Origin of the sequence: Halosimplex carlsbadense 2-9-1, from assembly GCF_000337455.1 — an archaeon.
Classification (GTDB): Archaea; Halobacteriota; Halobacteria; order Halobacteriales; family Haloarculaceae; genus Halosimplex; species Halosimplex carlsbadense.
On record NZ_AOIU01000033.1, the window covers coordinates 44,350 to 60,915 of the forward strand.

The following is a 16,566-nucleotide window of genomic DNA, read 5'->3' on the forward strand; positions in this document are numbered from 1 at the left end:
CTATCTCAGCCCCAGGAAGTCGACGAGCGAACTGCCGCCCGGCAGCTCACCCAGGAGCGCGATCCCCGCTCGATACAACACCGCCAGCGTCACCGACGCGATGGCGATCGCGACGAGCGGCCCGAGCGGTCCGGCCGCCTCGGTCGCGATCGCGAGCTCAACCTGGACCCATCGCACTGCGCTGAGTATGTCAAACCCGACCCAGGCGAACGCGCCCGAGATCTGGGCCTGGACCCAGGCGAGCGAGAGCGTCACGAAGTCGAACACCGACAGCACCGACGCGACGACGTAGCTCCCGAGGCCGAACACCGACTCGACGATGTAGGTCGAGATGATCGCCGCCACCGCTCGCGGGATCGACCCGTACTCGCGATACAACGCGGCTATATCCCGAATCGGACTGATCCACGCTCTCGGGATCCCGATGAGTAGCCCGCCACCGCCATCGCTCCCGTCAGTTGGTGGCACTACGAATCACCACCGTTGCGACGTAGAACGTCACGAGCACGAGCCCGATCGCGACCGCGTATCCGGCGACCCCCGCCTCGAGCACGAACCCGGCGGCGCCAGCCCATCCGCCGCGGATCAGCGCCGGCCAGATGCCGGTCACGACCGCCACGAGCGACCCGAGGAACTCGCCGAGCCCGCCAAGGAGCCCGAGCGGAATGTCGGCCAGCGAGAGAAACGCCGCGGCGGCGCCTTGAAAGTACGCGAGGATCGTCGCGCCGAACAGTGTCGACGCTACGCGACCCCAGCGGATCGTCACGCCGTCGACGTAGTCGCCGGGTTCGACCATACGCTACTCCTGTTCCTCCTCTGGGCCGTCGCCTATCCAGGGAATGTCGAACGGAAGCCCCGGCCAGAGGTTTCCCGTCCGGTCGAGGCTGACGTACCAGTTCAGCAAGTACAGCCCCACGAGCACGGCTGCGAACCCCAGGGCGAAGGTGAGCGGCCCGAGGTTGAACATCCCGCCTGGGCCGATCGACAGCGCCGTCGCGAGCGCGCTGATGTTGATGATCTGAGCGGCACCGCCGAACGTCGCCTCGATCATCGCACCGAGCGAGTTGCCCAGTGCCGTCATCGGGATGATGATCAGGTCGGCGAGCGTCAGCACGCCCGACGCGACAGCGCTGCCACCGGCGAACAGCACGGCGCCGATCCCGCGGAAAATAACCGTCCGGAGGTCGCCAGCCTCGGCTGCACGGTCGAACAGCCGGCGAATACGCGGACCACCGGCCGCGGACATGTTAGCTCCCTCCGCCGAAGTACCGGGAGATCCCGAAGGCTCCGCCGACAGCCGCGGCGACGCCGATGATCTGGCCCCACACGTTGCTGAAGAACCCGCCGCCGCCCGAGCCGGTCGGCCCCATGCCGCCCGCCGAGCCCTGCACGTCGTCGACCTCTTCAGTCTGCAGGAGGGCCACCGCGTGGATCCGGTAGTTCGTGTCGGCGGTCGCCGACGAGACCAGCTCCGCGGTCGTGTCGTCGCCCATGAGCGAGCCCGTCATGTCGGTCATGGCCGAGTCCGACACGTTGCCGAAGTCCGTCGACGAGTCGACGCCGCTGCCGACCTCGAGGACCGCGTAGCGCTCGTTGATGAGCCCTTGGTCGAACTCCAGCGTGAGGTCGCCGTGCGAGATGTCGATCGCCGTCGGCACCGACAGGTCCCCGTAGAGTTCGAGCTTCTCGGGGTAGCTGTACGCGTCCGCGCTGGAGAAGTTGACCGAGTACTCGCTCTCGTCGGTCAGGTCGGCGAGCTCGTAGCTCACGTCGTAGACGCTGAGGTCGTTGATCGACGCCGTGTCGAAGGTGTCGCCGAGCGTCGAGAGGCCGGTGATGTTGGTGACGCCGCCCTCGTAGATGTTGGTGACCGTCGTCGTCTCGAGGTCGCCGTCGTCGTCGGTGTCGCGTTCGATCTCCGCGAGGTCGACCTCGCCTTTGCGGTCGGCGTCAAGCCACGAGATCGTCACTTCCGCGTCGGACTCGCTGGCGACCACGTCGATCTGCTGGATCGAGTCAAGTGCGCCGTCGCCCGTCCCGCCGAGCGGGAGGTTGCTGATCCGCTCCTGGAAGACGAACCCGGTGCCGGTTCCGTTGGCGATCACCGTCTCGTCGCTCGCGAGCTCCGAGGCGCTGATGTTGGCGGAGCGGTAGTCACCGTCGCCGTCGACGACACGCACGTCGACGGTCGCGTCGGTCGTCAGCTCGTCGACGTTGCCGCCGAAGGTGAGCACGCGCTTGTTCGGATCCGAGTCGAGCGAGACGTTCGCGCCGAACGTCGCGGTCGCCGTCTCCGTGGAGGCGACCGATGCGTCGACGGTGACCTTCTCGACGCCGTCGGCGTCAGCCTCGGACACCGACACCGACGAGCTGGCGCCCGACGACGTTGACCAGTCGCTCGCCTTGGTCCACGTCGCCGCGTTGTCGCCCTCGCTGTCGACGCGCGGGAACTGCGCGAACGCCTCGGCGTCGACCTTGTCGAAGCGGACGCCGACCGGCGTCGTCTGCGAGGAGTTCACCGACGCGTTCAGCGAGGTGACCTCGCCGCTGTCGTCGTAGTACTCGAGCGCGTCGCCCATCTGGCCGCGGTCGTGCTCGTGGATCGTGAGCTCGTCCTCGACGATCGTCGGGTTCGGCGTCTTGTCGTCGCTGAAGTTGAGTGCCGGCGACGCCGCTGCCGCCGGTGTCGCCGTCGCGACCATGATGGCCACGAACACGGCGAGCGCTGCCGTTGCGATACCACTACGTCTGAGTTGTGCTGAAATCATGTCTGGTTGAATACCGCTGGTTCGAAGGCTGTACTCCGAGCTTCGGGTACGACTCACGGAACGCTTCGAGGTACTCGAGAAACGCGTCGGAACAGGCGAGTCCTCGAGGCTCGCCCTCACTCACGCGCCGGCCCCGTCGATGTTGCGCCAGTCGCGCCACGTCGGTCGCTCCGTAGTCTCGTCCCGATCCGTCTCGTCTTCGCCGCGTTGGGTGTCCGAGTCCATGGTTTTCTACCACCCCCGCATGCGGGTAGGGGTATGCCGGCGGTAGCCGCCGGAACATCCATGATATGGCCTACACCCTCCAAATTGGCCGCGAGGATAGCGAGATAATAAGGGAACCTCTATACAGAAAATCGATAGACGATAGGGAGAGAATAGATAGAGACGGGTTCACTCACCGGGAATGCTTTTGATAAGTGGCAATCGAGCGGTAACCACATGTCGGGTCAAAAGCAGTACACTCGCACCGTCACCGCTCAGGGTCCCGGAACGCTCGGAACGAGCCTCCCCGCCGGGTTCGTCAACGAGTTCGGGATCGAGAAGGGACACGAGCTGAAGATCGACGGCATCGACTGGGACGACGGCACGATCACGTTCCGCGTCTGACCATGCCGGGATCACCTCTCCCCCGCGAACCCCGTGCGACCGTGTTTGACCGCGACCGCTCCCGGTCGCGCGGCCGCAGAACCGCTCCCGCGAATATGCACACGAGCGCAGAACTGCGCGCGGAACTCGTGTGTACGAAACCGCGGTCGCGACCGCCGAGCGCACCTGGCCGCCGGCGTGATCACACACGCATCCGGGCGCACTTTATAACGGGTGCGTGATTGAGATGCGCGAGAGAACCGCGATTTTCTCCGTCGTGTGTACGAGAGAGCAATGATCAAGCGACTACTCGCCTGGTGGCTGGAGCGTCGGAGACTGGTCGAGTGCCCGTACTGCGGCGAGGAGTCGGACGCCATGGAGTACGAACACGAGCCCTGCGGGACGGGGCTTCACACCTACCAGTGTCCCAACTGCGAGGAACTAATCGCATGAGAATCCGAACCGACGGCAAGTTCGACCACCGGAAAGACACTGTCGAGGACGTGTCCGCGTTCTACGACTGCAATAACACGCGCGCCTTGATGCTCGCCAGCCAAGACGTGCAAGCGTTCGTCGGCGAGGTCGTCGATCTCCTCGAGGACGAGGAACTGTCGCTCGCCCAGCGGCGCGAGCTGGTGGAGCGGTTCAACGGCGTTTCGCAGCGCTTCGAGTTCGACTTCGAGGCCGGCGCCGACGGCGTCTCCGCGGAGGTCGAGATCGACTCATGAGCGGGAGCGAGCGAACATTACCAGTACGCGCTAATCCTTGATTACTTGCACACGCAAGCCACCTGAGATAAGGTCGTGCTGTGAGTCGGTGATTCGTGCTGTCAGTCCGCCGTTCTAATCCATCTCGAAGTTGATAGATTCGGTCAGGAACTCGTCGGTTCGGTACCGCTGCTGACCGAGTGTCGTGAACCGACTCGCCCTGATCGGTGGCCGGTTGCGCTCGTTGTCTTCGAGGTGCTGTCGCCGTGCCTTGACGTTCGAGGCGACCCACGCGTTGAAGGCGGAGATCCCGAAGAGGTACAGGTACGTCCTCAGCCCGAGGTTGGTGCTCCGAGTCCCGGGCAGGAAGTGGGTCTTGTACGACCCGTACGCCGATTCGATGGCCCACCGGTAGTGGTAGTATTCGCGTAGCGCTCGGGCCTCTTCCTCGCTCACATTGAGGTTCGTGATGAACGTGAACCAGCGCATACGGTTCTTGGCCTCGAAGATGTCGCCACCGTCGCGCCGATCAACGTACGCTTCCAGCGTCTTCTGGTTCTGCCGGTCGGTGACCCACTCGGCTTCGGCGTCGAAGAACTCCGAGAGTTGCTGCTGTGCGTCGTCGCCGGCGTGCCCGACCTTGCTCGAATACTCACCGAACAACGTTACCTCGGCACGCTCAGGGGTCGTCTTGTTCTTGTTGATGAGGTACCCCGGTTCGACGCCGAACGTCTGCTCCTGGTCTTCCCACTCGCCGGTGTAACTGCTGACGTAGTGCTTCGGGTACGAGATCACGAAGTCCACGCCCCGGCTCTTGAGCATGTTCGCCACGCGACCACTGGCGAAATCGGCGTCGGCAAAGAGTATCCCGACGTTGCAGCCGTGGGCCTCGATGGTATCCAGCAGGTCGCTCAATTGCTCGTGCATCGGACGGTTCTCCAGCTGGAGATCGTGGCCGAGTTGAATCGGCATCCCGTCACTGACGGCTTGTCCGGAGAGGATCTGGTAGGCGTAGTGCGTGTTCTTCAGCTTCTCAGTGCCGACGACGCCGGGGAGATCCGAGGTCTCCGCGGCCCACGTAGGAATATTGGTGGAGTCCACCGCGACCGGCAACTCACGGCTTCGAAGCGTCTTCGGGAACACGGCATCGAGGATGCGCTCCGTCCATCGGTCGAAGGTCGCTTCCCACTCGTCGATACTGACGCGGTAGATGTCGTTCCGAAACGTCTCTGCGGTCTCGAAGATACCCGCACCCTTCTGGAGCCCGCGGTCGTCGGCGAAGTTCTCCAGCTCGGCCTCGGGCGCGTTGCCGGTGTCGCAGAGGTGTAGGCTGAAATCGAAGTGCAGGCCGTAGTCCGTCCAGGTGGCGAGTTCCTCGTCCTTCGTGATCGGCATGTCGTCGCGCAGGAGATCGAGCGCGCCCTGCGCGTAGCCGCGCTTCAGTTCGACCGGGATCTCCAGTATCCCGCCGTTGTTCGAGAGTCGCTTGTCGTCTACTTCGGGGAACTCGTAGCCGCGCATCACGCCGATCATCTCGATGCGCCGTGCCCACCTGGCGATAAACTCACTCGCACCCGGGCCGAACCGTTCCTGTTGGGCCTTCCGGATGGTGTTCTGGTGTGGGATGCTGTCCAGCCCGAGCACCTCGTGCACCGGGAAGTCCTGGCGGGCGTTCGACCTGATGAGGTGACGGCGCAGCTGTGGCGCGTTCTTGAAGCCGAGTATCTGATTGTAGACTTCGAGCCGGACGAGATCGCGGAAGTCCAGCGCACCACTTCCCTTGTACGGGTCTTCGAAATCGGGAAGGACGTGCGACAGGTTGCTCACGAGGACGGCGATGTGTCGTGTCCACTCGTCGGCTGGATCTATTGGCTTCCGCAGCGGGCCCCCCGGCATATCCAGCGCCGGGTACATCGGCTCTGTCCAGTGCTCTGCTTGTGGATTGAAGAACGAACGAACGCGCTCGGGCGTGCCCATCACCGTCACGTCGGTGTTTTCTCGCAGGTGGTCGATGTACTCCTGGCCGGACTTATCCGGAAGATAGCCCATCTCCTCGGCGACCTCGATTACCTCGTCCAGATCAACGCCCTCAGGCGGGTTCCAGGCCACTTCTGAATCTCTACAGGATGTCGTTATTTAAATAGAGCGCTCTACTCGAATCTGGTCAGTTCCGAACCACCGTCAGGAAAGACCTCTCGAAGCCGCTCATCGCAGTCGGGACACCGCTTGGTGCTGTTGAGCTCCTCGCCAGTCCGCTGGCACTCGGGGCAGATCCACTCGATGCGGTCGTTACGTTGCTCGGCGATTTCGAGCATCGACTCGCCGATCTCCATCCGGTCGCCCTGTGATGGAATGATCCGCTCTTCCTCGACGACGCGGACAGTGGTCGTGTGCCCGGTCTCTTCCTCGTGCTCCTTCCGGAGCTTCTCCGCCAGATCCCATACTCGCTGCTCGCCACCGAGCTCCTCGTCGCAGTCCTCGCACACCCATCCGATAAGCCAGCGTCCGTCAGTCATCGAATTCAGTCACCTCCCTGGAGACCTCGCCGTCTCCCTCACAGACCGGACATTCACGCTGTTTCACGATCTTCGCCGGGCCAGGGCCGACAGTCCCGTAGCGCCGTTTGACCGTCCCCTCGCCCCAACAGTACGGACACTCTTCGGTTTTATTTTCAGAACTCACCGTCACCACCGCGTTTACAAACGACACAGTAATCGTCTGCATCGCCATCACAGAATAGGCAGAGGCCCATCTCGTGCGGTGACTCAGGCATTCGGATCACGCTCCAGTACCGTAGTTTGCCAGTTTGCGGGGACTTCGTCGCGGTCTACTTCCTGCACCAATTTTGGGATAATTGTCCCGTCACCAGCACGGCTCCAGTCGTCGATCCGATACCACGTGTCGTCGTCAGGGCTACGTCCCCACCGGACGCTATCAGTCACCGTGATCACCGTCTGTGTCTACAGAACGCTCCACGCGTAGGAGAAACGCCTTTTGAGGGCGAGCGTTCGATGTGTTTGACTCGAATTCTGTTACTTCATATCCGTCGATCTTCAGGTCACGAATCACACCTTCCACGTAGTCCCAATCTCTTTCAACACCGCCGTCAGTGACGAGTTCGGGGTCATTTTGAGCATCCAGCCAACACTCGTCGGAGCAGGCGAACGGGACGGATAGCGAGCCACCGAACGGGTACGACTCGACGTGTTCGTCGTCGATGTCCTCGTCAGCAAGCGAGAGGACGTAGTGAGGCGGAATCCTGTCAGGGTCAGGCTCGTAACCACAGACTGCACACTCGGTATGTTCTGTCACTACGACCACCACTCCTTACCGTCAGCGCGTGTGATTTTGCTTACACCGTGTTCGCGGGCTTCGTAGACCTCTGCCGGCGTCCACTCGTTTGGAACGCCGTCCGCGTCGTCCGAACGGACTTCGTGTCGAATATCGACACCAGTCGCCGAAAACGACTCAGCGACGACACGGTGCTGAACCACCCACGAACGCTTGCCGATCCCGGTGAACGGGTGTTCCGTCCATTCGGCGACAACGCGCTCTTTTTGCTGTGAGTCGGCGTCTCTCCCGGTTTCGTACTTAGCCATACTCACCACCAGTCTTCGTCTTCGAGGTGTTTCGTGTGCGTGTAGACGCCCTGGACGGCATCCGGCGGGTACACTTCGAGCTGATAGCTCTCCTTGTAGATAGCTTTGATCCACCCACCCCGAAGGAACTCGACCCTGTCAGCACGCTTAACGTCGCGTTCGTCGGTGAAGTGGATCTCTGCTCCATCGGTCAGAATGCTCGGCCCGTCTTCGTGTGTCTGTCGTGCGCTCATTGTATCACGGCGTAGGTCGCCACCCGACGCCCTGCGCGGGAATCGAACCCACGTTCGCCGACCAGGGTAGACGCCATCTCACTGCACCTCTGTGAGACGCGTTTGGTTTGCTCCCGCGAAGCGGGGCGTCTCTTCGGGGACGAAGTTCAGGAATAGCCGCTCCGTCACCCGTTTCGGGTCTTGATCCGACTCGTGGTTATGCGCCTGAGTGAGTTCTGTCCAGCTCCCGTAGCCGTCCGGGACGTCAGTGTAGGACACCATCGCGTGCCCGTCGATGCCGGATAGCGCGTCGGCCAGTTCACCGTGGTCGAAGTCGCGGACGCGGTACGTATGCTCTTTCGAGAGATACGGCGGGTCGCAGTAGAACACCGTGTTTGGACTGTCGTACTTCTCGATGATGTCCTGGTAGTCACCGTTCTGAATGGAAACGCCCTGGAGCCGCTCGGAGATCGCGTCGACGCGTTCTTCCAGAGTGCGCCAGAGGTGAGACGACCCTTTTTTCTTGCGCGGCTGGTCGCGCTTGAAGCCGGCGGTGTGGTCGTACTTGCCGCCGAACTGCGTGAATCGAAGGAACAGCCATCGCCCCGCGCGTTCCACAGGGTCATCGGGTCGTTCGCCATTGTAGTAGTCCGTCACCCACCGGTTGTACAGCTCTTCGCTGTAGGGCGTCCGCTTGGCCCACTCTATCAGTTCGTCTGGTCGCTCCCGAGCTACGTCGAAGAACTGGACGATGTCGCCGTCGATGTCGTTGTAGACTTCGACGGAACTCCGGGGTTTGTTGAGAAGCACTGCCGCCGACCCACCGAACGGCTCCACGTAGACGTGATGGTCGGGGATCTGCTCAATGATCCAGTCGGTCAAGAGCGTCTTACCGCCAGGGTACGGAAACGCACTCACAGTCATGCTCACCGCGTGGCGCGAGTACCGATGACCTCGATGGTGCCGTTCTCAACGGAACTCGCAAGGTCACGGTGGGTGTGCTTCTCGCCGTTGTCGAACGCCACGTACGTGTCGGTGACTTTGACGGCCTGGTAGGTCGCCTTGTCCCACTTCGACCGCACGAGCGTGTTCTTCTCGATACCGTGCTTGTCCGCGTACCGGGTGAGGTCTTCTCCTTCGACGTAGGCTGGAACGCTCATATCTACCCATTCAAACCGGATGTACTTAGTAGTTGTGCATACTGCACAAGTAATACGCATGGGCAGACCCCAAAGTCAAAGTGCGTTGGAATGGTTACTTTGCACATGGCACGCGCACAGCCAATGCACACACCAATGGATGAGGACGATCTACGCCCTGCTGATGAGGCGATACTCGATGTTCTCCAAGACGGGCGCGCAACGAAAGGGATGCTCGTAGACGAATCAGGCTACTCGCGGAACACTGTTTACAACCGACTCGAAGTGCTCGAAGCCGCCGGTCACGTCCGCGTGGTTCACGAGTCTACCCGTCTCTTCGAGCTGGTAAACGACCCGCGCGACGATAGTCAGTAATCAGTTACGTTCTACGAGAAACAACACAAATCCTGTAAATTCAGTAGAAAATGACCGTACTATGTTCCAGAACAAATGCGTGTGCAACTATTCAAGGATTCTCGCGTGCTGTTACCAGACGACCCTCGGGAACTGGTGTACGGCCAGTACATCGAGAACGAGGAGGGCGTTTGGGAAGTCGTCGGACACCAGGAAGACTCCGGCCTTCCGATCATCGAGAAGCGCGAGGATGTGCCAGAATACCGAACGGAAAAGATATACGATGATCGCGAAGACAGCGGGCGCATCAGCGGATACGTTGGTCGAGTTATCGGCCACGACGAGGTACACGATTTCTACTTCGGAGATGGCGCGCCGGTCGGCAGCGCCCGACCGAAGATCCCGGCTGACAAAGCCGTCGTGACGCTTGGCGGCAAGACGGCTCCACGAATCGAACGCTGGTTGACGAAACTCACAGCCGGTGTCTTCGGCTACGCTATTGAGCCGGCGGATACGACGTGGGTGGTGATCGACCGAGACGACGCCGCTGACTTGAGTCCGGGCGACTGCGTGAGTTATCCCGCTTCAAAAGTCCGTAGCAGTATCGATGCAAGTGAGGGTCAAAACGATGGGTAGACCGAACGAGGTCCTCATTCACGCCAGCCCGGGAGACCTCGCCCACAAGCACCTCGGTAACCTCGGCGACGACGAGGAAGCGTTCTGGCGCGTGTCCGGGACTCCGCGGCAGGTCGAGCCGGGGCGCCGCGTCTGGTTCGAATGGGACGGTCGGATCCACGCCTGGGGCAACATCACCGCCCTGGAGGACGGGCGCCTCTGGTTCGATGGTGCCCGCGAGGTCGACTTAGACTGTCCGGTTGAGGTGCCGACTCGTGGGTTCAAATACGTCGACCCGCTGACGCCGCACTTTGCCGACGCCGACTGATAGTAGATACCACTTTCACTACTTTCACCTGCTGGATACGTACCACTCGCTGGATCCTAAGCGACTCTCGCGCTCAGATCCGCCGTTTCACTTTCACTGAGACCCTCAGACTCGGTTTTTATATACCACATCTCAAACTCGCCAATCGGTCATGTCGGTAGAGAAGCTGAAGATCGAGACGCAGGAGGATAGCTGGCGACTTCGCTGTCCGAACGGGCACAAGGTCGCGCCGACGAACAACCACTGGTACTGCCACAGCTGCGCGAACTCGTGGCACGAGGACGCCGAGCCGGAGATCGATGAGGCGATCGACGAGAAGACCGGGCGGAGCTACACGCGGGACGACGTGGAGCTGGACTTCGACGCTCCTGGAGTGTACTATGCGTAGGTCACTCAGAGTCTTCTCGAAGGTCTACCTCACCTTCGAGATAGCTGAGGCCACGATCGGTGATCCGGTACCAGGGACCGGCATCATAGACGATCTCGATAAGGTTCGCATCTTCGAGCTTTGGGAGTCGTCTCTTTATCGTGGAGTAAGAGATATCGTATCCTTCCTCTTGGAGATTTATCTCAAGCCCTTTCTTGTTGAGGGCGACTCCCGTGTCTGCCAGGTACTCCAGAATGATATCGTCTCGACCAGTCATCCATGGAGCCCGGTTTCTACGAACCACACACTATCCCCACAACGATACCGAATAATTCCCTCGGAAACGCTGACAGTTGGGCCGTATCTTTCCATATTGGACCAATATATGGGCCAACCTATATATGTAATGACTAAGATAGTGGTCACTACGGCCGACGCGGCGCTCCTCGGGGTCGTCGACTCTCGGAAAACGGGGTCGACGCCCGTGTCCTCAGCACGGGCGTCGTGTCGGTCAAGCAGGTGACCGTGCTATGCAAGACGAACCCCGGCCCCAAAAATATACCCGGACTACGGCGGATAGGCACCGATTTCCAGATAGTTGCCCGACGTGCAGCGCCAGGCTCGACGGGATCTCTGCGGACGGTCCCGGCCTGCGGCGGGCCGCCCCTTGCGGACACCGGATTCCGAGTCAGATAATGAGAGAACCCATGACAGACAGAGACGCATCGCTCGCGACCGACGGCGGACTCCCGCTCGCTCACGAACAGGTCGACGAGATCATCGACGATCTCAATCTGAGCGACGACGTTCGGGAGACCGCCACGGAGTTCGCGAAACGAGCGGACTACGAACACCCGATCAACCGCGCTCCGTCGACGATCGCGGCCAGCGTGGTCTACTACGTCGCGCTTCTGAAAAACGAGGAGCGGTCCCAGAAGGCCGTCGGCTACACGGCCGACGTGAGCGAGGTCGCGATCCGCGAGTGCTATCAGGAGATCGCCGACCTCGAGAGCGACCGAGTCGCCGAGATGCAGCGCGAAGCGCACCGGGAAGCGCGCTGGGAGAAGTTCATGGACCTGAGCGAGGACGGTTGGGACGATCCCGGCCAGTGCTGGGATCACGAGGACTGTCCTCGCGACGGCTGCGATGGCGAACTCCAGCAGCAGGACAGGTTCAACGCGATGTGCCTCACCTGCGAGAACGCCTGGGGTCACGTCAGAGACCAGACGACCCACTACCTCCAGAACGAGGATGGGGAGATCGTCGTGGAGAAGCCGGTCGCTGCCGCCGACGGCGGTACTGAGCCGGACGGAGGTGTCGACCGGTGAATACCGAGTCGGCGACCTGCGGGGTGTGCGGCCGTAGCGTCCCACTCGACCAGGACCACGTCACGGTCGACGCCGAGACCGTCCGGGTGCGCGACCGTGACGAGGTCGACGACTACGTCCTGCACACGCGGTGTGCGGATTCGGTCTTCGAGGGCTGGAGGTGCCCGGCATGAACGCCCGTCGTATCATCGCGTCGACCGACGAGCCAGTCTCTCCCCGACACGTGTGTGGCGGATGCGGATCCGAGTACTTCAACGCCCAGGCGTCGGCCGAGTGTTGCTCCGCTCGCCTGCGGACTGAAGGTGGTACTGAGCGCCCACCGTTCGTCGACCCGACCGCCGAGATCGTGGAGTGCCACTTCTGCAGTCGAACGTGGGACCCCACCGTTGTCGACGGCTTCGACCTCTCGGCCGAAGACGAGTACTATCCAAAAATGGTCCCGGTCTGTCCGGAACACGCTGGGGGCTGCCGATGAGCGATACCGACCGCCGTGTCCAGGAGCTCGAGGAGCGCGTTGAGGAGTTGGAGAAAGTGATCCGCCGCGAACTCGGTCACAGTTTCACTCGGCCCCCTTCGGAGCCGCAGACAGTAGATTGTGTCTGTGGTGAAAAGTTCGAGGTAAACGTCGTCAACGGGTTGGTCTGTCCCGAATGTGGCCGCGGATCCGACGAACGAGGTGGTTGCGATGCCTGAGGATGGAAGTGAACCCGTTGCCGTCGAGCGCGAGGTACTCGAGGAACTCGTTGACATTGCGAAGGGCGACCTCGAGAGGCTCGTCACCTGCGATGGGTCCCGTGAGGGAGACGATGTCGTCGACGAACTCGTTGAGACGATCGACGCGGCCGAGCGGTCACTCGATACGACCACTGACCAGGAGGGTCACGGCGACCAGCGATGAACGGACGAGAGCGAGGCCCTCGCAGTCTGACCGCTCGCGAAGCGATGGAACGCTGGTTGAACCAGCAGAAGACCAGCAAGAGCGAGGAGACGCTGGAGACGTACTTCTACCGGCTGAAGCTGTTCGTCGAGTGGTGCGAGGGGAAGGGCATCGCGACCGTCTCAGAACTCTCCGGCTGGGACTTCGACACCTACGAGAACGACCGTCTCGCCGAGGACATCGCCGGTACCTCGCTCCAGAACGAGATGAAGACGATCCGGAACTGGATCGAGTACCTCGAGCGCATCGAGGCCGTCGACGAGGGGCTCTCGGAGAAGGTCCACGTCCCGGACGTGCCGGACTCGGAACAGTCCGACGAAACGAAACTCCACCCGAACGACGCCCGTCCGCTACTGGACTACTACCGGGAGACGCCGCCCCTCTACGGGACGGTACGTCACGCCTGGCTCGAGCTGGCCTGGCACACCGGCGCCCGGATGGGCGGCACCCGAGCCCTGGACGTTCGGGACTACGACAGCGAGAACCGCCGCGTCGAGTTCCACCACCGGCCGGAGACAGATACGCCGCTGAAGAACAAGCTCGACGGCGAGCGCCCGGTCGGCTTCCCTCGGTCGGTGGCGGACGTGATCGACCACTACCTCCAGCACCACCGCCACGATCTCCACGACGACCACGGCCGCCAGCCGTTGTTCACCACGTCGCAGGGACGACCGGCGACGAACACGATCCGCGACTGGAGCTACCGGGTCACCTTCCCGTGCGTGCATAATGCGTGTCCGCACGGTTACGAGGCGGACGACTGCCATTTCAAGGATCCCCACCAGGCGAGCAAGTGCCCGTCGTCACGGTCGCCCCATCAGGTCCGGACGGGCTCGATCATCTGGCAGCGAGACCTTGGTTTCCCGCCAGAGGTCGTCGCCGAGCGGGTGAACGCGTCCATCGAGACGATCGAACAGTACTACGACCACGCTACCGCCCTCGAGAAGCTCGAGGAGCGGCGGCGCCCGTACATCGAGCGGATGGAGTCAGAACAATGAGTTCCTACACCACCCAAATCAACGCAGACCGATTCGACAAGTACAGCCATGTGAAGCGGCGATTTTTCGAGATTTCGAGGCTCGGCGGTCCCACTTTAAAATTCTCAATAAATTCTTAGTTGAAACTATAGCGCTATCCAAACTTCTGGTACGAAGGTACCGCAGAACGAGTTCTCAATCAATCCCGCTCGGGAATCTCGAATTCCCGCTTCCGAACGCTTCCGTTCTCGCGCCGCTCCAGTGCTACCAACTCCCCTTCGGTCTCAACCAGCACGGCCTCCCCACCGGACTCTTCCAGATTCGCGCGGATCACGTTCTCGCAGATCACGTTGCCCTTCTGGACGACTTCCTCCTGGCGCGTGTGGCCCACGATCTGGAGCGGTGCGTCGTCGCTCAGGAACTTGAAGTCGAGCCAGGCGATGCCGGCGCCGAAGGCGCGGCCGCCGGCGCGGCCGATGCCGAGCACCTCCCGATAGTCGTCGACCAGGCGCTTCTGGGTCGGCTCGTCTTCGTCGGTGCCGATCACGTCGAGCAACTCCTCAGCGGCCTCGGCGAACCGGTCGTTGAGTCGTGCGGTATCGTAGTCGCTCACCCGGCCGGCGTGGGCGTAGGTGAACGCGTGGCCGTCGTAGGCGGCGACGACGTGGCCGTCGACGATCGCCTCGCAGAGCTGGCGGCGAGCGTCGTCGGATCGGCTGCCCGAGAACCAGCTGTCCCAGCTCACGAGGTCCCGGAAGAGGACGCCCCACTCGTGGTTGCCGAGCGTAACGCGGACGTGGCCGGGCGGGGCCTGGCGGGCGAGGCGTTCGACCAGGTCGACGACGGCCGCGTTGTCGGGGCCGCGGTCGACGAGGTCGCCGTTGAACACCAGCACCGACTCGTCGTCGCCGGCCCAGCGGAGCCGGCCGTCCGCGTCGGCTTCGACGAGCGGGTCGAAGTCGGGGTGGTCGCCGACGGCTGTGAGCGCCGACCGGGCGGCGTCGAGGTAGCCGTGGATGTCGCTGATACTGACGATGCGGGGGCTGTCGGCGTCGAGCGCGCCGATGCTGTCGCGAGCGGCGCGAGGCATCGAGTCGTCGCGGTCGGGAGTGAGATCTATCATGGCGGACGGGACGGTCGGTCTGTCAACCGATGGATACACCGCAGGGCATGAAAACGGCTTCGGAGGGATCTTCCGCTCGCGCTAAACACAAAACTCATATCGTCGGGCTGAAAGAACCTAATCAGATGGAGAGACTGGGGCAGCTGGCACGCGGTGCGTACGAGCGATTGCTCGAACTGGAGCTGTCGGGCACGCCCAGTCACGTCGCCGTCATCCAGGACGGCAACCGGCGATACGCGCGACAGCAGGGCGACGACGCCTCCGAGGGTCATCGGGCGGGCGCGGAGACGACCGAGCAGGTCCTGGAGTGGTGTCGGGAGACCGGCATCGACGAGTTGACGCTGTACACCTTCTCGACGGAGAACTTCGATCGCCCCGAGGAGGAGAACGAGGCGTTGTTCGATCTGCTCTGTGAGAAGCTTCGGGAGTTCGCCGACGCCGATAGAGTCCACGACTCGGAGGTGCGCATCCGGGCGATCGGTGAGACGGGGAAACTGCCCGAGCGGGTACGCGAGGCGATCGACTACGCCGAGCGGCGGACCGCGGGGTACGACAACCTCCAGCTGAACATCGCGCTGGCGTACGGGGGCCGCGCCGAGTTGCTCTCGGCGGCCCGGGACGTAACGAGTGAGGTCGACCGCGGCGCGCTCGGTGCCGGGGACATCGACGTCGAGACCATCGAGGATCGGCTCTACGAGGGGCCGAGTCGGGACGTAGACCTGATCGTGCGGACCGGCGGCGACGAGCGCACGTCGAACTTCCTGCCGTGGCACGCCAACGGCAATGAGGCCGCGGTCTACTTCTGTACGCCCTACTGGCCGGAGTTCCGAAAGGTCGACTTCCTGCGGGCGATCCGGACCTACGAACACCGCGAGGAGTCCTGGCGGAAGACTCGCGCGCGACGGGCGCTCGCGCTGGTCCGCGCCCTGGGCGGCACCGAGGTCAACGACGCCCGACGCGTCCTCCGGCGGTTCAAGGACGCGCTCCCGAGCGCCGAACGCGAGGCGATCGAGTCGGAGACCGACGCCGAGTTCGAGCGCACCGCCGACTGAGAACACCTTTTTCGCGCTCCGTGACCGCTATTCTGGCGGCCTGATGGCCCGATCGCACGTCGTCGTCTTCGATCGCGTGCCACTTGTACCCACGTGACGATACGCTTAAGTAGGGCAGGCGTGTGACATCATCTATCATGGCACATTCGGGGTCCGACGCCGACGCGTTCGTGACGCACGGGACGCGGCCGCGCAGCGTCGTGCGGGCGAGTCGTCGGCTGGGGCTCGCGCTGCTCGGTGCGGCGGGGCCGGCGGTCGTGACGGCGTTTCTGGTGGCGGTGACTCGGCCGGGGACGGCGGGACCGCTCGCCTGGGTTGGCGAGGCGATGGCGACGCCGCTGGTCGGCGGGACGGGCCTCGGGTGGGCGTTCCACGTCGCCGCGGTCACGGGCCTCGCAGGTCTGTGGGTCGTCGGCTTCGCGCTCGTCGTCGAGGGGTACTTCGGCGTCGAATAGGGCCCGCTGCGCTTTCA

General features: G+C 62.7%; 29 protein-coding genes. 15 read left to right on the forward strand and 14 right to left on the reverse strand.

All coding sequences use genetic code 11. From position 1 onward, the window contains the following. The 4 genes from C475_RS14365 to C475_RS14380 are packed head-to-tail and all read right to left on the reverse strand — an operon-like array spanning position 1 to position 2,768. Positions 1–468, reverse strand: coding sequence for a hypothetical protein (locus C475_RS14365; RefSeq protein WP_152436431.1), 468 nt, complete (start codon positions 466–468; stop codon positions 1–3). Beyond that, entirely contained in the window at positions 455–796 is a 342-nt protein-coding gene (locus C475_RS14370) for a hypothetical protein (RefSeq protein WP_006884576.1), read from the reverse strand. Before C475_RS14370 ends, C475_RS14365 begins: the two co-directional genes overlap by 14 nt. Positions 797–799: 3 nt before the next feature. Next, on the reverse strand, positions 800–1,246 hold the full coding sequence (locus C475_RS14375; protein WP_006884577.1) for a hypothetical protein: 447 nt from the start codon (positions 1,244–1,246) through the stop codon (positions 800–802). Position 1,247: 1 nt separating this feature from the next. Next, the gene (locus C475_RS14380) at positions 1,248–2,768 is read right to left on the reverse strand and encodes a hypothetical protein (RefSeq protein WP_152436432.1); all 1,521 of its coding nucleotides are present in this window, start codon (positions 2,766–2,768) and stop codon (positions 1,248–1,250) included. A gap of 290 nt (positions 2,769–3,058) precedes the next feature. On the opposite strand from C475_RS14380, the gene C475_RS25180 reads away from it, so the two are divergent. The 4 genes from C475_RS25180 to C475_RS14385 all read left to right on the forward strand — a co-directional run bounded on the left by C475_RS25180 (position 3,059) and on the right by C475_RS14385 (position 4,084). Continuing rightward, complete coding sequence (locus C475_RS25180) at positions 3,059–3,184, forward strand: hypothetical protein (RefSeq protein WP_268869918.1); 126 nt, start codon at positions 3,059–3,061, stop codon at positions 3,182–3,184. A 25-nt stretch (positions 3,185–3,209) separates the two neighbouring features. Then, positions 3,210–3,377 carry a hypothetical protein gene (locus C475_RS23915; protein ID WP_161625199.1) on the forward strand — a complete coding sequence of 56 codons (168 nt, stop codon included), beginning with the start codon at positions 3,210–3,212 and terminating at the stop codon, positions 3,375–3,377. A gap of 273 nt (positions 3,378–3,650) precedes the next feature. Beyond that, positions 3,651–3,809: a hypothetical protein gene (locus C475_RS23920; RefSeq protein ID WP_006884579.1), complete on the forward strand. Its 159-nt coding sequence runs from the start codon at positions 3,651–3,653 to the stop codon at positions 3,807–3,809. Further along, a complete protein-coding gene (locus tag C475_RS14385) occupies positions 3,806–4,084 on the forward strand; it encodes a DUF7692 domain-containing protein (RefSeq protein WP_006884580.1) in 279 nt (92 codons plus the stop codon). Before C475_RS23920 ends, C475_RS14385 begins: the two co-directional genes overlap by 4 nt. A gap of 114 nt (positions 4,085–4,198) precedes the next feature. Here C475_RS14385 and C475_RS14390 read toward each other — a convergent pair whose 3' ends face one another. The 8 genes from C475_RS14390 to C475_RS14415 form a co-directional block, all read right to left on the reverse strand. Beyond that, complete coding sequence (locus tag C475_RS14390; RefSeq protein WP_006884581.1) at positions 4,199–6,172, reverse strand: transposase; 1,974 nt, start codon at positions 6,170–6,172, stop codon at positions 4,199–4,201. 41 nt (positions 6,173–6,213) lie between these two features. Then, a complete protein-coding gene (locus tag C475_RS14395; protein WP_082223325.1) occupies positions 6,214–6,579 on the reverse strand; it encodes a hypothetical protein in 366 nt (121 codons plus the stop codon). Further along, positions 6,572–6,793, reverse strand: a complete 222-nt coding sequence (locus C475_RS23195; protein ID WP_152436433.1) for a hypothetical protein — start codon at positions 6,791–6,793, stop codon at positions 6,572–6,574. The genes C475_RS14395 and C475_RS23195 overlap by 8 nt, the downstream gene beginning before the upstream one ends. A gap of 204 nt (positions 6,794–6,997) precedes the next feature. Further along, positions 6,998–7,375 carry a hypothetical protein gene (locus tag C475_RS23200; protein WP_152436434.1) on the reverse strand — a complete coding sequence of 126 codons (378 nt, stop codon included), beginning with the start codon at positions 7,373–7,375 and terminating at the stop codon, positions 6,998–7,000. Further along, positions 7,375–7,662, reverse strand: a complete 288-nt coding sequence (locus C475_RS23205; RefSeq protein ID WP_152436435.1) for a hypothetical protein — start codon at positions 7,660–7,662, stop codon at positions 7,375–7,377. The genes C475_RS23200 and C475_RS23205 overlap by 1 nt, the downstream gene beginning before the upstream one ends. A 2-nt stretch (positions 7,663–7,664) precedes the next feature. Further along, a complete protein-coding gene (locus tag C475_RS14405; protein ID WP_006884583.1) occupies positions 7,665–7,895 on the reverse strand; it encodes a hypothetical protein in 231 nt (76 codons plus the stop codon). Positions 7,896–7,973: 78 nt separating this feature from the next. Further along, positions 7,974–8,798, reverse strand: coding sequence for a DNA adenine methylase (locus C475_RS14410; protein WP_082223326.1), 825 nt, complete (start codon positions 8,796–8,798; stop codon positions 7,974–7,976). A gap of 2 nt (positions 8,799–8,800) precedes the next feature. Then, entirely contained in the window at positions 8,801–9,034 is a 234-nt protein-coding gene (locus C475_RS14415) for a hypothetical protein (RefSeq protein ID WP_006884585.1), read from the reverse strand. Positions 9,035–9,169: 135 nt separating this feature from the next. Here C475_RS14415 and C475_RS14420 point away from each other — a divergent pair, with 135 nt between their 5' ends. The 4 genes from C475_RS14420 (at position 9,170) to C475_RS24395 (ending at position 10,698) form a co-directional block, all read left to right on the forward strand. Beyond that, positions 9,170–9,388 (forward strand): helix-turn-helix domain-containing protein, encoded by a 219-nt coding sequence (locus C475_RS14420; RefSeq protein ID WP_049930729.1) that lies wholly within the window; start codon positions 9,170–9,172, stop codon positions 9,386–9,388. 105 nt (positions 9,389–9,493) lie between these two features. Continuing rightward, positions 9,494–10,003: a hypothetical protein gene (locus tag C475_RS14425; protein ID WP_152436436.1), complete on the forward strand. Its 510-nt coding sequence runs from the start codon at positions 9,494–9,496 to the stop codon at positions 10,001–10,003. Further along, positions 9,996–10,310 carry a hypothetical protein gene (locus C475_RS14430; protein WP_006884588.1) on the forward strand — a complete coding sequence of 105 codons (315 nt, stop codon included), beginning with the start codon at positions 9,996–9,998 and terminating at the stop codon, positions 10,308–10,310. Before C475_RS14425 ends, C475_RS14430 begins: the two co-directional genes overlap by 8 nt. A 151-nt stretch (positions 10,311–10,461) precedes the next feature. Continuing rightward, a complete protein-coding gene (locus C475_RS24395) occupies positions 10,462–10,698 on the forward strand; it encodes a hypothetical protein (RefSeq protein ID WP_006884589.1) in 237 nt (78 codons plus the stop codon). A gap of 1 nt (position 10,699) precedes the next feature. Here the strand turns inward: C475_RS24395 and C475_RS14440 are convergent, their stop codons facing one another. Next, the gene (locus C475_RS14440; RefSeq protein WP_006884590.1) at positions 10,700–10,954 is read right to left on the reverse strand and encodes a winged-helix domain-containing protein; all 255 of its coding nucleotides are present in this window, start codon (positions 10,952–10,954) and stop codon (positions 10,700–10,702) included. 430 nt (positions 10,955–11,384) lie between these two features. Between C475_RS14440 and C475_RS14445 the strand changes: the two genes are divergently transcribed. From C475_RS14445 to C475_RS14455, 5 genes are all read left to right on the forward strand, one after another. After that, positions 11,385–12,005, forward strand: a complete 621-nt coding sequence (locus tag C475_RS14445; RefSeq protein ID WP_006884591.1) for a transcription initiation factor IIB family protein — start codon at positions 11,385–11,387, stop codon at positions 12,003–12,005. Further along, positions 12,002–12,178: a hypothetical protein gene (locus C475_RS24400; protein WP_006884592.1), complete on the forward strand. Its 177-nt coding sequence runs from the start codon at positions 12,002–12,004 to the stop codon at positions 12,176–12,178. Before C475_RS14445 ends, C475_RS24400 begins: the two co-directional genes overlap by 4 nt. 298 nt (positions 12,179–12,476) lie before the next feature. After that, positions 12,477–12,698: a hypothetical protein gene (locus C475_RS23215; RefSeq protein WP_152436438.1), complete on the forward strand. Its 222-nt coding sequence runs from the start codon at positions 12,477–12,479 to the stop codon at positions 12,696–12,698. Next, positions 12,691–12,903 (forward strand): hypothetical protein, encoded by a 213-nt coding sequence (locus C475_RS14450; RefSeq protein ID WP_006884593.1) that lies wholly within the window; start codon positions 12,691–12,693, stop codon positions 12,901–12,903. The genes C475_RS23215 and C475_RS14450 overlap by 8 nt, the downstream gene beginning before the upstream one ends. 44 nt (positions 12,904–12,947) lie before the next feature. Next, on the forward strand, positions 12,948–13,940 hold the full coding sequence (locus C475_RS14455; protein ID WP_006884594.1) for a tyrosine-type recombinase/integrase: 993 nt from the start codon (positions 12,948–12,950) through the stop codon (positions 13,938–13,940). Between the two features lie 178 nt (positions 13,941–14,118). Here the strand turns inward: C475_RS14455 and C475_RS14460 are convergent, their stop codons facing one another. Continuing rightward, positions 14,119–15,042: a metallophosphoesterase gene (locus C475_RS14460; RefSeq protein ID WP_006884595.1), complete on the reverse strand. Its 924-nt coding sequence runs from the start codon at positions 15,040–15,042 to the stop codon at positions 14,119–14,121. A 125-nt stretch (positions 15,043–15,167) separates the two neighbouring features. On the opposite strand from C475_RS14460, the gene uppS reads away from it, so the two are divergent. Continuing rightward, positions 15,168–16,094: a polyprenyl diphosphate synthase gene (uppS, locus tag C475_RS14465; RefSeq protein ID WP_006884596.1), complete on the forward strand. Its 927-nt coding sequence runs from the start codon at positions 15,168–15,170 to the stop codon at positions 16,092–16,094. 137 nt (positions 16,095–16,231) lie between these two features. Further along, positions 16,232–16,549, forward strand: a complete 318-nt coding sequence (locus tag C475_RS14470) for a hypothetical protein (protein WP_006884597.1) — start codon at positions 16,232–16,234, stop codon at positions 16,547–16,549. Positions 16,550–16,566: the final 17 nt, after the last annotated feature.

Excerpts from the sequence above, each read along its gene's own strand:
- uppS (WP_006884596.1), top strand. The coding sequence starts at position 15,168 with ATGGAGAGACTGGGGCAGCTGGCACGCGGTGCGTACGAGCGATTGCTC.
- C475_RS14410 (WP_082223326.1), bottom strand. The coding sequence starts at position 8,798 with ATGACTGTGAGTGCGTTTCCGTACCCTGGCGGTAAGACGCTCTTGACC.
- C475_RS23915 (WP_161625199.1), top strand. The coding sequence starts at position 3,210 with ATGTCGGGTCAAAAGCAGTACACTCGCACCGTCACCGCTCAGGGTCCC.
- C475_RS14380 (WP_152436432.1), bottom strand. The coding sequence starts at position 2,768 with ATGATTTCAGCACAACTCAGACGTAGTGGTATCGCAACGGCAGCGCTC.
- C475_RS14455 (WP_006884594.1), top strand. The coding sequence starts at position 12,948 with ATGGAACGCTGGTTGAACCAGCAGAAGACCAGCAAGAGCGAGGAGACG.
- C475_RS14470 (WP_006884597.1), top strand. The coding sequence starts at position 16,232 with ATGGCACATTCGGGGTCCGACGCCGACGCGTTCGTGACGCACGGGACG.
- C475_RS23195 (WP_152436433.1), bottom strand. The coding sequence starts at position 6,793 with ATGGCGATGCAGACGATTACTGTGTCGTTTGTAAACGCGGTGGTGACG.
- C475_RS14450 (WP_006884593.1), top strand. The coding sequence starts at position 12,691 with ATGCCTGAGGATGGAAGTGAACCCGTTGCCGTCGAGCGCGAGGTACTC.
- C475_RS14370 (WP_006884576.1), bottom strand. The coding sequence starts at position 796 with ATGGTCGAACCCGGCGACTACGTCGACGGCGTGACGATCCGCTGGGGT.
- C475_RS23205 (WP_152436435.1), bottom strand. The coding sequence starts at position 7,662 with ATGGCTAAGTACGAAACCGGGAGAGACGCCGACTCACAGCAAAAAGAG.
- C475_RS14375 (WP_006884577.1), bottom strand. The coding sequence starts at position 1,246 with ATGTCCGCGGCCGGTGGTCCGCGTATTCGCCGGCTGTTCGACCGTGCA.
- C475_RS14430 (WP_006884588.1), top strand. The coding sequence starts at position 9,996 with ATGGGTAGACCGAACGAGGTCCTCATTCACGCCAGCCCGGGAGACCTC.
- C475_RS14415 (WP_006884585.1), bottom strand. The coding sequence starts at position 9,034 with ATGAGCGTTCCAGCCTACGTCGAAGGAGAAGACCTCACCCGGTACGCG.
- C475_RS23920 (WP_006884579.1), top strand. The coding sequence starts at position 3,651 with ATGATCAAGCGACTACTCGCCTGGTGGCTGGAGCGTCGGAGACTGGTC.
- C475_RS14395 (WP_082223325.1), bottom strand. The coding sequence starts at position 6,579 with ATGACTGACGGACGCTGGCTTATCGGATGGGTGTGCGAGGACTGCGAC.
- C475_RS14385 (WP_006884580.1), top strand. The coding sequence starts at position 3,806 with ATGAGAATCCGAACCGACGGCAAGTTCGACCACCGGAAAGACACTGTC.
- C475_RS23215 (WP_152436438.1), top strand. The coding sequence starts at position 12,477 with ATGAGCGATACCGACCGCCGTGTCCAGGAGCTCGAGGAGCGCGTTGAG.
- C475_RS24395 (WP_006884589.1), top strand. The coding sequence starts at position 10,462 with ATGTCGGTAGAGAAGCTGAAGATCGAGACGCAGGAGGATAGCTGGCGA.
- C475_RS14460 (WP_006884595.1), bottom strand. The coding sequence starts at position 15,042 with ATGATAGATCTCACTCCCGACCGCGACGACTCGATGCCTCGCGCCGCT.
- C475_RS14445 (WP_006884591.1), top strand. The coding sequence starts at position 11,385 with ATGACAGACAGAGACGCATCGCTCGCGACCGACGGCGGACTCCCGCTC.
- C475_RS25180 (WP_268869918.1), top strand. The coding sequence starts at position 3,059 with ATGGCCTACACCCTCCAAATTGGCCGCGAGGATAGCGAGATAATAAGG.
- C475_RS14405 (WP_006884583.1), bottom strand. The coding sequence starts at position 7,895 with ATGAGCGCACGACAGACACACGAAGACGGGCCGAGCATTCTGACCGAT.
- C475_RS14440 (WP_006884590.1), bottom strand. The coding sequence starts at position 10,954 with ATGACTGGTCGAGACGATATCATTCTGGAGTACCTGGCAGACACGGGA.
- C475_RS14420 (WP_049930729.1), top strand. The coding sequence starts at position 9,170 with ATGGATGAGGACGATCTACGCCCTGCTGATGAGGCGATACTCGATGTT.